This is a genomic window from Gordonia paraffinivorans, from assembly GCF_900683595.1.
Lineage (GTDB): Bacteria > Actinomycetota > Actinomycetes > Mycobacteriales > Mycobacteriaceae > Gordonia > Gordonia paraffinivorans.
Genome location: NZ_CAACYD010000007.1, coordinates 40,383 through 53,640, shown reverse-complemented (window position 1 = coordinate 53,640; position 13,258 = coordinate 40,383). Strand labels below are relative to the sequence as shown.

Sequence of the window (13,258 nt, the reverse complement as noted above, 5' to 3'; positions counted from 1 at the left end):
CCCGGTCAGGCCTGCGGGCCGCCGGCCTTTCCGCCGGGCTCCAGCGCCGGGTCCCCGCTCGCGGTCGCGAGCTTCGTCGTGCGGTTGTAGAGGTAGGCGACGACGGCGGCGAACACGACGACGCCGAGGATCTGCGCCCAGGTGTCGAAGCCGTCACCGACGATCGCCAGCACCGAGTCGTCGCCGGTGGCGGCGACGATCCCGGCGAAGACCACGCCGAACAGCGCCTCGCCGACGATGAGGCCGGTCGCCAGGAGGACGCCCATGCGCTTCTTGTGGTCGACCGCGCCGCCGGAGCGTTCGGCCCATCGGTTGTAGAAGTGACCGAGGAACGCGCCGACCGGGATGATGAGGGTCACCGACATCGGCAGGTACATGCCCATGCCGACGGCCAGCGGCGGGATGCGGAAACGGCCTGCGCGCCCGAGGACTTCGTCGATGAGGATGACGACCGCGCCGATCAGCGCGCCCAGGCCGATCAGGCCCCAGTTGAGGTCGGCGCCCAAGACGCCCTTGGCGAGCGTGGACAGCAGGCCGGCCTGCGGCGCGGCGAGGGCATCGGGTCCGGCGCCGGGCGCGCCCACGAAGCCGAAGACGTCGTACATCAGGCCGAGGATCGGCGGGATGATGGCCGATCCGAACAGCACGCCGACCACCAGGGCGACCTGCTGCTTCCACGGCGTCGCGCCGACGAGCTGGCCGGTCTTGAGGTCCTGCAGGTTGTCGTTGGAGATCGTGGCGACGCCGAAGACGATCGCCGCGGTGAACAGCGTGTAGGCGATCAGCGCGTCGGTCTGCGAGTCGTCGGCGCTTCCGTACACGGCCTTGATGAGGATGGCCGCGATCAGCACGACGAGGATGCCCACGCCGGAGATCGGTGAGTTCGACGACCCGATGAGTCCCGCCATGTAGCCGCAGACCGCCGCGACGGCCAGGCCGATGACGAACACGAACACGACGCTGACCGCGATGATGCCGGCGGCGCTGCCCTCGAGAACGGTGCTGTGCACGAAGTCCCACAGCAACAGGCCGATCGGGATGAGCAACACCAGGATGCTGCCGCCGACGATGTTGAAGGGGATGTCGCGCTCGGTGATGTCGACCGTCTCGCCTTCCCGGCGCGACCGCGAGGACGCCAGCGACCCCTTGATCCCGCGGACGATCGGGCCCATCACCTTGATGAGGGTCCAGATGGCGGCGATGGCGATGGCGCCCGCGCCGATGAGCCGGACGTCGTTGGCGAAGACACCGGAGACCATGTCGCTCAGGGACTCACCGGGCTCTCCGGCGTTCTGGCTCTCGATCGGGAGCAGGACGCCGTAGGAGATGAGCAGGCCGATGAGCATCGCGATGCCGACGGTGACACCGACGAGGTGCCCGATGCCGATGAGGGACATGGACAATCCGGCGGTGAACAGCGTTCCGCCCGCGCCGACCTTGATCGTGGCGGAGATGGTGTCGCTGAGCACCCGCAGCTTGGTGAGCAGCGCGAACCCGGCCGACGCGATGGACCCGATGATGATCGCGCGCAGGCCGGCCTTGTTCTCCTCGGCACCGCCTGCGGAGTCGCCGACCTTCAGAACCTCTGCTGCGGCAATGCCTTCCGGGTAGGGAAGGTCCGACCCGGTGACCAGCGCCCGCCGCAGCGGGATGGAATACATGACGCCGAGGATGCCGCCGATCGCACACACCGCGACCGTGATCCAGTACGGGAACCCCGTCCACCACCCGATCATGACCAGACCGGGGATCACGAAGATGATCGCCGAGAGCGTCCCCGCGGCCGATGCGATGGTCTGCACGATGTTGTTCTCCACGATCGTGTGATTCGCGAAGTTGCGCAGGATGCTCATCGAGATGACCGCGGCGGGGATGGCCGTGGCGAACGTCAGGCCCACCTTGAGCCCGAGGTATACGTTCGCGGCAGTGAAGACGAGGGTGATGACGCCGCCGAGCAGGATTCCTCGGAGTGTCAGTTCCGGCAGGCTTTTCGCGGCCGTGGGCGTCGTCGCCATCAGGTCCCCTCAGACAGATCGTGACCGGTCGGCAGATTGTGTCCACACGCCGATTCACACGGTTGGATTCGATCCACCATAGGTCGGCGGGATCTGCCACGCACGCACCCCCGCCGGCTTCCCGACGGCGACCGCCGTCCGCGACGGCGGGCCGGACGGCCGCGGACACGGCTCGGGAGATCGGCGCCGGTAGGGCATCATCGATGCATGGCCGAGGGGAAGACGGGGCAGTCCGCGCGCACTCGCCATGCACTCATCACCGCGGCGGAGAAACTCATCGCCCTGCACGGCGTGGCCGCGGTGTCCAGCCGGCAGATCAGCAAGGCCGCAGGCCAGCGGAACAACTACGCGGTGGGGCACCACTTCGGCAGCAAGGACGACCTGATCCGGGCCGTGCTGACCGCCCACAACACGCCGATCGACCACCTCCGCCGGAAGGCCCTCGACTCGATCGGACCGGATCCCCGGGTGCGGGACTGGGTTCGGTGCCTGGTGGCCCCGGAGATCGAGTACCTCGCCGGTCTCGGCGCACCGACGTACTTCGCCCGGTTCTTCGCCCAGGTCTCGGCCGATCCCGCGACGACGATGCTCCTCTACGAGCAGATGGGCGGTTCCGAACCGCTCGTCGCGATCCTCGAGGGCTTCTACGGGGCGTTGCCGTCCTTCCCGGACGACGCGCTGGAGATCCGCAACAACATGACCCGCCACATCATCGTGAACACGCTCGCCGACATCGAACGCGCCGCCGAGGAGCCCACGCACGTGCCGATCCCGTGGGAACGTCAGTGCGAGATCGTCGTCGACGCACTGACCGGCATGTGGCTCGCGCCGGTCTCCGCCGCTCCCTGAGGCGGAGCGGGCCAGGCCGGCGCGAGGTCAGATCGTCGTGCCGACATCCTCGGCGACGATGCGGTCGAGTGCGCGTTCGGCGACCGCGGCGATGGTCATCGACGGGTTGCAGGCCGCGGTGTTGCCGGGCATCAGCGCCCCGTCGATGACGTAGAGACCCCGCTGGCCCTTCACGCGCCCCTCGAGGTCGCAGACGACGCCCATGTTCGCGCCGCCCAGCGAGTGCCAGGTCGACGGGAAGACCGCGTTGGTGTCGGTGAGGATCGCATCGGCTCCGGCGATCTTGCGCACCGCACGGTCGATGTGCTTCGTCTGGATCTCGGAGTCGCCCTCGTGCGGCCACTTCAGGATCGCATCGCCGGCCGCCGAATCGTAGGTGATGACACCGCGCCCGGAGCTCACCCCGAACCCGACGAGCATCGTGGTCCCCGCATACACCGGGAGGGGCGGGAGCGATGCCTGGATGACGGTGAAGGCACTCTTCGGGTCGCTCCAATTGGGACTGCCGTACACGACCGGACCGCCCTGCACCGCGCCGAAGTCGATGCTCGGGCTGCTCCAGGTGTAGATGCGGTCGGCATTGGTTCCCCAGCCGTGTCCGAGACCGTCGGGCAGATCGGTGATCGTCCCGGCCTCGCGCGCCCGGACGAGGAGCTTGGTGGTGTTCACGCTACCCGCCGACAAGATCAGCGCCTTGGTGATGATCTCTCTGTGCTCCAACACTTTTCCGGTCTCGTCGGTCCGCTCCACGTCGAGCGACCACCGGCCGTCGGGGCGCCGGGACACCTGCCGGACGGTGTGCAGCGTGCGCACCGTGACCAGGCCGGTGGCCTCGGCCTGACGGATGTAGGTGACGTCGACGCTGTGCTTGCCGCCGTTGTTGACGCCGATCGCGCCGTCGCCGTTGGTGTAGGCGGGCTTCATCTCGCCCCGGAGTTCGGCCTCGGCGTAGCTCCAGTCGATCGGCATAGGGATCTTCTGCAACGGGAGGCCAACGGACCGAACGCGTTTGGCGAACTGTCGGGGCGCGAGGTACTGCGGGGCGCGAACGAGCCGGTCCGGCGCGACGGCCACCTTGAGCATCTCGGCGACCCGCGGGTAATGCACCCGGTTCATCAACTGCCAGTCGAGCGCCTCGGGGAAGTGCTCGTTGAACACCGCCTCGCTGGGCTGGAGGGTCATCCCCTGATAGACGAGCGAACCGCCGCCGAGACCGGTGGGACACAGCGCCGTCATGTTCACCCCGGCGACCGATTCGAAAAGGCCCACATAGGGTTCGACGCTCAGCGGCCGACCGAACAGGTTGGGCGTGGACTCATGCCACAGCATCCGCTTGTCGGGCGCCGACGCCCTGGGGAAGGTTTCCGAGTTCGGGCCTGTGGGCCAGCGCTTTCCGCGTTCGAGCAACAGCACCGGAACCCCTGCCTGGGCCAGACGGAGAGCGGCGACGCCGCCGCCGAAACCGGAACCCACGACGACCACCCGGTGTTCGGAACGCGTGTGCCTCACCCGCCGGGAGGGCGCCGCCGACGCCCGTCCGGCGACCGGAGTCGCTGCCGCGGCCGTACCGGCGGCGGCGACGGCCGCGGCCTTGAGGAAGGTTCGTCTCGTCGGCAGAGGGCGGGACATGCGTCTCCTGTCGTCGATGCGGGACGCGCCGGTCCCGCACACACGTGCTGAGGGCCCGTGACCAGAACACGCCGCGGGCGGATACGAGCGGCCGGCGCGGATGCCGCGCCGCCGGGAGAAGGTTTTTACATCGAGGCTCCCGTGTCAAGGGCAGCAAGGTTTTTCGGTCCCGATCCGGCACGAACGGACCACACCCTTGACAGACCATCAGTCATGTGACTGAATCGAGCGACGGGTCCGCGATCCAGCGCCTCCGGAGGTGGACGCCCGGGCAGATACGTCCTCTCGCGCGACCGCGACCCGGCCGCGCGGCCAGGGGCGTGGTGACCGGTCACGGTGTTCCGAGGGGTGCGCATCGTGACCTGGCCCGGCTCGGTCCGGGTCCGCCGAGGCGTTGCCGGGATGACGCGTTCTACGAGGGCCGGGGGCTGCATGTCAGATCACTTGCGGGACAAGACCATCATCGTGACGGGAGCCGGTGGTGGCTTCGGCCGCGTGATCGCCGAGAAGTGCGCCGCCCGAGGCGCCCACGTGGTCGGCGTCGACATCGACGCCGACGGGCTGCGCGGCGCCGTCGGCGCGATCGTCGCGAGCGGCGGGTCGGCCGTCGCGCACGTCGCCGACGTGACCGACATGCAGCAGATGAAGGAGGGCGCCCGCATCGCGGTCGAGCGTTTCGGGGCGATCGACGTGATCGTCAACAACGCGGGGGTGATGCCGCTGGCGTTCTTCGCCGATCACGAACGCGCCTGGGAGAAGTGGCATCGTGCGATCGACATCAACATCAAGGGCGTCGTCAACGGGATCTCTGCCGTCTACGACCAGATGATCGCCCAGGGCCGCGGCCAGGTCGTGAACATCGCGTCGATCTACGGCAACGGCGGTTTCGAGGGATCGGGCGTCTACAGCGCGACGAAGGCCGCGGTCACCATGCTCTCGGACTCCTTGCGCATCGAGGCCAAGGGGAAGATCAAGGTCACCACGGTCAAGCCGACGGGGGTGGCCGGCACGGACCTCGCGAGCTGGATCGTCAACGACCGAGCGATCCGCGGCATCGTCGGTCAGCGTGCGGCGTCCTACAAGGAGCACGTCGGCGCGATGCTTCGGGGTGAGCTGCCCGAAGATCTGACCGACGTCGATTCGATCCGGTACTGGCTCATCACGCCAGAGGATCTCGCGGACGCCGTCGTGCACGTCATCGACCAGCCGTGGGGCATCAGCCTCTCGGATGTGACGGTACGTGCGAGCGGCGAGGACTACCTGTACTGAGGGTGCTGGCGATGAAGGACGTGCTCGCCATGAAGAGCGCGATCAGTACGGGGCGATCGGCACCGAGGGATCAGTACGGCCGACGGTGCTCGCCGCGGTACTTGCGGTGATACTCGTCGTAGAGGTCGGCGTTCTTCTCGCGCTCCAGCCGGTTGACCAGTTCCGGGTCGAGGCCGTGCTGGGCCAGGCGATGGCGCCGGTAGACGCGGTTGAGGGCGATCGAGAAGAAGAGGTACGCGAGGAGGATCGGCATCGTCATCGTGAACCGGACGCCGAAGTCAGCGGGGACCAGCCACATCGGCGCGAGGATGATGATGCAGGGGACCGCCCAGCGCACGACCATGCGCAGCGCGGCGCCCGGACCGGCGAGGTCGTTCTCGACCCAATCGAGCATCGACTTGGGCAGGGGCGCCCAGTAGGCGTACTTGATGCGCTGCCAGGCGCTCGGGGTCGCGCGTTCTGTCATTGATGTGCTCACCCTTCGATCGTGCACCATCATGGGCACAGGTCCCAAAAAGTTGCACTCCTCAACAGCTTGGAGAACGCCAGCTCACGGCGTTGCCGCGCGAGCCCAGCGTGGCCGAGAGCTCGGTGTTGCACGCGCTGTCGAGTGCGACGGGCCACACCGCCCCGGTACCCTGACCGCGACCTCTTCGCTCCACACCCGAAAGGACCCGCCCACATGACCTCGGATTCGACCGCCGCCGCACCGGGCGACCCGATCGACTCCGACGCCATCGGCGGCCTCGAGGCCGAGCTCACCGACTTCTGGCGGCGCGGGCGCATCCGCACGCGGCTGCGGGCGCGGGCGATCGATCCGCGTCTCGACCCGTCCTGCTACCCACTCATCACGGTCCTGGCCAGGCACAACTCGATGCCGATGTCCGAGCTGGTCAGCGCCGTGGGCATGGAGAAGTCGACGGTCACGCGTCAGATCGACGCGGTGGAGCGGCTCGGTCTCGCCGAGCGGCACCCCGATCCCCGCGACGCCCGCGCACGAGTCGTCACACTGACCCCGCACGGCCGCGAACGCGTCGATGCCGTCCTCGCCTCCGCCGTCGCCGAGTGGCGCGCACGCCTCGCGAAGTGGGACCCGGAGGACATCCGAACCCTCACCCGCCTGCTGCATCGCCTCAGCGAGGCCGCCTCGGACGACCACGCCCCACACGCCGACGCCTGAGACAAACGCCACACCCGCTCGCGGCGTCGGGCCGACTAGGTGTACTGACCCGACAGGTTGGGTACGCGGTCGGCGGGTGAGTTGCCTCGGAGTGCGGTGTGGCCGCGTTCGTGATTGTAGATGCGAAGGAACTCGGGGAAGGCCGCGACGCGTTCGGTTTCACTGAGGTAGGGACGGGCGTAGGCCCATTCCTCCTGCAGGGTCCGGTTGAATCGTTCGACCTTGCCGTTGGTTTGCGGCCGGTACGGTCTGGTCCGCTTGTGCTTGATCTTGTTGTCGTGCAACAAGTCCCGAAATATGCGGGACCGGTAACACGACCCGTTGTCGGTCATCACTCGCGCGGTGGTGACACCGATCGAGGCGAAGTGCGCCAACGCCCGAGTCATGAACGCGGTCGCGGTTTCCTTCTTCTCATCAGCGAGGATCTCGGAGTAGGCGTAGCGGGAGTGGTCGTCGACGGCGTGATGCAGATACGCGTACCCCAGGTTGGGGCGGCCAGCAACTTTGCGGGTTCGTCCAGGCTCGCGGTGGGCACTGGAGTTGCGGGTGCCCTGGGCGCGGCCGTGTACGCGATGTCCACCGCCGTCGGGGATTCTGCCGAGCTTTTTGATGTCGACGTGGATCAAGTCTCCGGGCGCTTGGTGTTCGTACCGGCGGACCTCGCGTCTGCGGGCACGTACCGGCGCCCCGGTTGCCGGGTCGATCCACGACAGTCGTAGGCAGCCGTAGCGGGTGAGGATGCGGTGCACCGTGGAGACGTTCAACCCCAGGTGGTATCCGATCCGGGCTGGCCCCCAGCGGCGGGAGACGCGTAACCCGACGACCCGGCGTTCCCGGCGCCGGCTGGTGCGATGCGGACACGATCGGGGCCGGCTGGACCGGTCGACCATTCCGGCCGGCCCGTGGTCGCGGTAGCGATCCGCCCATCGCTTGGCCGTGGTGACTGAGACGTTGAACCGGTCAGCTGCGCGGCGCAGTGGCCACCGGTCGTCCACAACACACCGAGCCAGACGCAACCGGCCAGTCGGGGACAGCGGTGAATTACGGTGGGACATGAAGACCTCCGGGTTGAGGAGCGGTTCTTAGACAGCTCCACACCTCACTCGGAGGTCTTCCCTATGTCACGTCGACTCGCCGAACTCTGTACCTAACGTTCCGGGTCAGTACAACTAGGCTCGACGCCGTGAGTGTGCGCGCAGGAATCGTCGTGACCGGAACCGAGGTGCTCACCGGCAGGATCTCGGATCAGAACGGGCCGTGGTTGTCCGAGCAGCTCCTCGCGCTCGGCGTCGACGTCGCCCACATCACCATCTGCGGCGACCGTCCCGCCGACCTCGCCGCCCAACTCCGATTCCTCGCCGAACAGGGTGTGGATCTGATCGTGACGAGCGGCGGACTCGGCCCCACCGCCGACGATCTCACCGTCGCCACGGTCGCCGAGTTCTGCGGCCGTGAGCTGAGACTCGACCCCGAGCTCGAGGAGCACATCGCGGACATCATCCGCCGGTGGCGCCCCGACACCCCCGACATCGACGAGGGGCCGACCCGGGTCGGCATCCGCAAGCAGGCGATGGTCCCCGCCGGAGCGGCCTCCCTCCCGCCGACCGGCACGGCTCCCGGCGTGGTGATCCCCGCCGTCGGCGGCCCCACACCGATCCCGACCGTGGTCATCCTGCCGGGCCCGCCCGGCGAACTGCAGGCCATGTGGCCGTCGGCGATCGCCGCTCCCGCGGTCGCCGAGGTGCTCGCCCGGGCCGACGACCTACAGCAGGCGACCCTACGTGCCTACGGCCTGCACGAGGCGCAGCTCGCCGAGACACTGCGTCTCGCCGAGACACGGGTTCCCGAGTTCGACCGTCTAGAGATCACCACCTGCCTCCGCCGCGGTGAACTGGACATGGTGACCCGCTTCGCCTCCACCGACGCCGGCGTCTATCGGCAACTGCTCGACGTCCTCACCGAACACCATGGGCGGCAGATCTTCTCGACCGACGGCTCCACCATCGAGGACCAGCTCGTCGAGGCGCTCGGGGGCCGGCTGATCGCGACCGCGGAGTCGTGCACCGGCGGACTCGTCGCGGCACGCCTCACCGACCGCCCCGGCTCGTCGGAGTACGTGATGGGCGGTGTCGTCTCGTACTCCAACGCGGCGAAGGCCGATCTGATCGACGTGCCGGCGGAGATGATCGCCGAGCACGGCGCGGTCAGCGAGCAGGTCGCCGCGGCGATGGCCGAGGGCGCCCGACGCCGCCTGAAGACCGACGTCGCGGTCTCGACCACCGGCATCGCCGGCCCCGGCGGCGGCACCGAGGCCAAGCCGGTGGGGACGGTGTGTTTCGGCGTCGCGATCGCGGGCCGTCCGACCCACACCGTCACCCGCAGGTTCCCCGGTGACCGTGAACGCGTCCGCGCGCTCACCACCACCGCGGCACTGCACCTGGTGGTGCAGCAGCTCAGGCGAGCCGACTCCGAGAACTGACCGCCGCGCTCACAGCGGTCCGGCGGGCAGCAGCCTCCGCACCAGCTTGCCCGTGGGGTTGCGCGGCAACTCGTCGACGAACACCACGTCGCGGGGCACCTTGTAGCGCGCGAGATGCGCCTTCACGTGGGCCTTGATGTCGTCGGGGGTCGGATTCGCGCGAGGTGCCGCGACGATGAAGGCGCGCAACCGCTTTCCGAACTCGTCGTCGTCGACGCCGATCACCGCGACGTCGTCGATGTCGGGATGTTCGGCGAGCAGGTTCTCGACCTCGAGCGGGTAGACGTTCTCGCCGCCGGAGACGATCATGTCGTCGTCGCGGCCGTCGATGTGCAACAGGCCGTGCTCGTCGAAGCGCGCCATGTCGCCGGTCGACATGTAGCCGTCGATGATCTCCTTGTTCCGGCCGTCGGTATAGCCCTCGAACGGTGCGCCGTTACGGACGAAAAGCCTTCCGCGGACGTTTGTTCCGTGGATGCGGTTGCCCTCGTCGTCGAACAGCGCCAGCCGGCTGGTGACCGGGGGGCGGCCGACGGTGCCCGGGGCCAGGCGCAGTTCCGCGGGGGTCGCGACCGACGCGATCGCCACCTCGGTGGAGCCGTAGAGGTTGTAGAGCACGTCGCCGAAGGTGTCCTGCACCGCCTCCGAGAGTGTCGGGGAGAGCGCGGATCCCGCGATGACGATGACCCGCAGCGCGGAGGTGTCGTACTTCGCGATGGTCTCGGGGCCGAGGGCGAGGATGCGGTGCAGCATCGTGGGCACCGCCACCAGCATCTCCGCCCGGTGCTCGGCCAGCGCGGCCAGGGTCTTCTCCGGATCGAACCTCCGCAAGACGACGGCCTTGTTCCCGAGCGCGGCGGCCACGCCCCACAGCGCGAAGCCGGTCGAGTGGAAGATCGGCGAGACGATCACCGCCGTCCCGCGCCGGGGGACCGGGATGCGGTCGACGATCAGCGCACTGGAGAACGGGGACAGCTTGGTGCGCTGCGCCCCCTTGGGCAGGCCGGTGGTGCCGCTGGTGAGGATCACCAGGCCGGCCCATTCGTCGGGTTCGGCCGGCGTCGACGTGTCACCGGTCGCGGTGATGTCCTCGAGGGTGCGCACCCCGTCCGGGATCGGGCGCTTGCCGTCGACCCAGGTGACGATGCGCAGGATCTCCGGGGGCAGGGCGTCGGCGAGGTCGCCGAACTCCTCGTCGTAGAGCATCGCGGTGACCTTCTCGCGTTCGGCCACCTCGACGAACTGGGTCTTGCCGAAGCCCGTGTTCATCATCGCCAGCCGGAGCCCGGCCTTGCCCGCGGCGCTCATGGTGGTCAGGAGCCCCCGATGGTCCCGGGCGATCACGCCGATCACCGAGCCGCGCTCGATCCCGGAGGCCAGGAGGTGATTGGCGAGCGCGTTCGCGTGGGCGTCGAGCTCTCCGTAGGTGAGCTCGCCCTTCTCGTCCGCGATCGCACCGGCGTCGGGATACTCCTCCGCGCCGTGCGCGACGACCGATCCGCACGGCCCGATGGTCTTTGCGCGCTTGACCGTGGTGAGGGTCTCCTTGGGATTCGTCGGGTTGAGCAGGCCGGAGCGCACGAGCACCTTGAGTGCGCCGACCGCGTCCTGGACCGATTCGACCGCCGTTCCCACCGCCGAGGTCACCGAGACCATGTGAACCCACCTTCCGCGGCCGGAGCCGCACATCGCGCCACCCGGTACGGCACCCGGCGGTACCGGCCCGGAACGTGCCGGCCACGAGGTGCCGATGTAAACGCCAGACTAGGTCGCCGTCTGGGCGTTCTGTCCGGTTCTTCGGAAAGTCGCTGTGCGCCAGCCGAAGTCGTCACCCGATATCGTTTTCATCCGCTAACGACCAACTCTCTACCGCGCGGCGGTCACGAATTCGTTGCGAAACGAGGACAGGTCTGACAACATCCGTCATCAGATAGACGAGGCGGAGGATCATGTTCGGTTTTCGACGATTGACGACGATGGTGACCGCGGCGGCGGCATGCGCGGTGATGGCGGCGAGCGGATTGGTCGCCACCGGCACGGCAGCGGCAGCGCCTGCGAAGAAATACCCCGTGTCCTGGGATTTCCGATCCGCGATCCCGAGCGCGCTGCAGCAGACCGTGGACCCGAACTGGGCTCCGCCGGGTGCCAACGACCCATCGTGCCGGCTCACGAAGGAGCGTCCCAACCCGGTCGTCCTCCTCAACGCCACGGCCACCACCCAGTGGGCGTACAACGCAGGCGCCCCGTATCTCGCCAACAACGGCTACTGCGTATACACGTTCAACTACGGCAACATCACCCCGATCCCGACGTTCCCGATCCAGGGCCTCGCCGACATCGAGCGCTCGGGCCGGGAGATCTCGCGTCAGATCGACCGCATCCTGCGCCGGACCGGCGCGAAGAAGGTCGACCTGGTCGGCTGGTCGCAGGGCGGCGGCCTGTTGCCGCACTACTACATCGACTTCCTCGGCGGCGACAAGAAGGTCGACAAGCTCATCGGCATCGCCCCCGGAAACCACGGGTCGACAGGCGACATGCTCACCTATGTCCGGTATTTCATCCCCCCGTTCGGTCCCGTAGGCTACGAGATCTTCAAGGCGCTCTTCCCGGCGTTCGCCCAGCAGGCGCAGTACTCCGACCTGGTCCGCAAGGTGTATGGCAACGGCGACACCAAACCGGGCCCGCACTACACGACGATCGTGACGAAGTACGACGAGATCGCCACCCCGTTCACCAACGGCTTCCTCGAGGGGGACAACGTCACCAACATCCTCCTGCAGGAGGACTGCCCGGTCGACCTCTCCGAACACCTGTCGATCAACTTCAGCGAGCGCACCTGGCGGCACGTGAAGAACGCGTTGACACCTGCCGAGGCCACCCCCGTACCCTGTTTCCAGGTCGACCCCTTCTACCCGGGAATGAGCGAAGGCCGATGACAACGGACGCGATCGGCGCGCAGACGCCGGCAACCGACGACGCGGACATCACGCCGCTCGGTCCGGATTCGGTGGCGTGGAAGGTCTTCGGCGATCTCACCTTCGTCCTCGGCGCGCCCCGGCGCCTGCTCATCGACGTCGCGCACCCGGTCGTGGCGACCGGTGTCCGCGAGTTCTCGGTCTTCGAGTCCGACCCGTACGGCCGCGCCGAGCGGACGCTGAACATGATCATGGGTGTCGTCTACGGGCGTGACGACGCCCTCGACATGGCCCGGCGGCTCCGCGAACGGCATCGGGACATCAAGGGCCGCAACCCGGACGGCACGCGGTGGAGTTCGCTGAACCCCGAGGCGTTCCACTGGGTCCACGCGAGCCTCGTGCACGGTGTGTACACCCAGCAGAAGGAACTCGGGCGCGGCTGGAAGCCGGGCGAGGTCGAGCAGTTCTACCTCGAGATGCGACGCGTGGGCCGCATGTACGGCGTCCGCGAACAGGACATGCCGGCCGACTGGGCGTCGTTCTGCGACTGGTTCGACGAGATGACGCGGACCCGGCTGGAGCGGTCGGACATGACCGACCGGGTGTTCGCGGTGGCGACCTCGCCGAAGCCGCCGCCGCACATCCCGGTCCTGCGCATCCCGTTCCTCTGGAACTCCACGATCCGCCCCGTGGCCGGGCTCGTCGTCGGCACCGTGACCGCCGGTCTGCTGACCCCGGAACTGCGGGGCCTGCTGAGCATCGACTGGGGCCGGGGGCGCCGGTTCTTGTTCCGGCTCATCGCTGTCCAGTCGAGGCTGATCATCCCGCGGTTGCCCAAGCGGATCAGGATGGTGCCGCATGCGCGAGCGGCAGCACGGAAGAAGTAACCCCGGCAATACCCGTCTCCGCGAGGGCTCTGACC

General features: G+C 68.3%; 12 protein-coding genes. 6 read left to right on the top strand and 6 right to left on the bottom strand.

The window, feature by feature from the left end; genetic code table 11:
* Window positions 1–5: 5 nt before the first annotated feature.
* Window positions 6–2,015, bottom strand: coding sequence for an OPT family oligopeptide transporter (locus E1P53_RS13235; RefSeq protein WP_131734604.1), 2,010 nt, complete (start codon window positions 2,013–2,015; stop codon window positions 6–8).
* Between the two features lie 207 nt (window positions 2,016–2,222).
* Here E1P53_RS13235 and E1P53_RS13230 point away from each other — a divergent pair, with 207 nt between their 5' ends.
* Window positions 2,223–2,864, top strand: a complete 642-nt coding sequence (locus tag E1P53_RS13230) for a TetR/AcrR family transcriptional regulator (protein ID WP_006901380.1) — start codon at window positions 2,223–2,225, stop codon at window positions 2,862–2,864.
* Between the two features lie 27 nt (window positions 2,865–2,891).
* Here E1P53_RS13230 and E1P53_RS13225 read toward each other — a convergent pair whose 3' ends face one another.
* On the bottom strand, window positions 2,892–4,493 hold the full coding sequence (locus tag E1P53_RS13225; RefSeq protein WP_131734603.1) for a GMC oxidoreductase: 1,602 nt from the start codon (window positions 4,491–4,493) through the stop codon (window positions 2,892–2,894).
* 432 nt (window positions 4,494–4,925) lie between these two features.
* On the opposite strand from E1P53_RS13225, the gene E1P53_RS13220 reads away from it, so the two are divergent.
* Entirely contained in the window at window positions 4,926–5,762 is an 837-nt protein-coding gene (locus tag E1P53_RS13220; protein ID WP_131734602.1) for an SDR family oxidoreductase, read from the top strand.
* Window positions 5,763–5,832: 70 nt separating this feature from the next.
* On the opposite strand, the gene E1P53_RS13215 is transcribed toward E1P53_RS13220, so the two are convergent.
* A complete protein-coding gene (locus E1P53_RS13215) occupies window positions 5,833–6,258 on the bottom strand; it encodes a DUF5313 domain-containing protein (RefSeq protein WP_040527179.1) in 426 nt (141 codons plus the stop codon).
* 186 nt (window positions 6,259–6,444) lie between these two features.
* Between E1P53_RS13215 and E1P53_RS13210 the strand changes: the two genes are divergently transcribed.
* Window positions 6,445–6,942: a MarR family winged helix-turn-helix transcriptional regulator gene (locus E1P53_RS13210; protein ID WP_006901375.1), complete on the top strand. Its 498-nt coding sequence runs from the start codon at window positions 6,445–6,447 to the stop codon at window positions 6,940–6,942.
* 35 nt (window positions 6,943–6,977) lie between these two features.
* Here E1P53_RS13210 and E1P53_RS13205 read toward each other — a convergent pair whose 3' ends face one another.
* Window positions 6,978–7,997: an IS481 family transposase gene (locus tag E1P53_RS13205; protein WP_131733169.1), complete on the bottom strand. Its 1,020-nt coding sequence runs from the start codon at window positions 7,995–7,997 to the stop codon at window positions 6,978–6,980.
* Between the two features lie 128 nt (window positions 7,998–8,125).
* On the opposite strand from E1P53_RS13205, the gene E1P53_RS13200 reads away from it, so the two are divergent.
* Window positions 8,126–9,421: a competence/damage-inducible protein A gene (locus tag E1P53_RS13200; RefSeq protein ID WP_109238022.1), complete on the top strand. Its 1,296-nt coding sequence runs from the start codon at window positions 8,126–8,128 to the stop codon at window positions 9,419–9,421.
* A 9-nt stretch (window positions 9,422–9,430) separates the two neighbouring features.
* Here E1P53_RS13200 and E1P53_RS13195 read toward each other — a convergent pair whose 3' ends face one another.
* Complete coding sequence (locus E1P53_RS13195; RefSeq protein WP_131734601.1) at window positions 9,431–11,077, bottom strand: acyl-CoA synthetase; 1,647 nt, start codon at window positions 11,075–11,077, stop codon at window positions 9,431–9,433.
* Between the two features lie 172 nt (window positions 11,078–11,249).
* Window positions 11,250–11,459 carry a hypothetical protein gene (locus tag E1P53_RS20480; RefSeq protein ID WP_165484435.1) on the bottom strand — a complete coding sequence of 70 codons (210 nt, stop codon included), beginning with the start codon at window positions 11,457–11,459 and terminating at the stop codon, window positions 11,250–11,252.
* Between E1P53_RS20480 and E1P53_RS13190 the strand changes: the two genes are divergently transcribed.
* Both E1P53_RS13190 and E1P53_RS13185 read left to right on the top strand, forming a co-directional pair.
* On the top strand, window positions 11,371–12,357 hold the full coding sequence (locus E1P53_RS13190; protein WP_040527164.1) for an esterase/lipase family protein: 987 nt from the start codon (window positions 11,371–11,373) through the stop codon (window positions 12,355–12,357). The genes E1P53_RS20480 and E1P53_RS13190 overlap by 89 nt on opposite strands.
* Window positions 12,354–13,223 carry an oxygenase MpaB family protein gene (locus tag E1P53_RS13185; protein ID WP_131734600.1) on the top strand — a complete coding sequence of 290 codons (870 nt, stop codon included), beginning with the start codon at window positions 12,354–12,356 and terminating at the stop codon, window positions 13,221–13,223. Before E1P53_RS13190 ends, E1P53_RS13185 begins: the two co-directional genes overlap by 4 nt.
* Window positions 13,224–13,258: the final 35 nt, after the last annotated feature.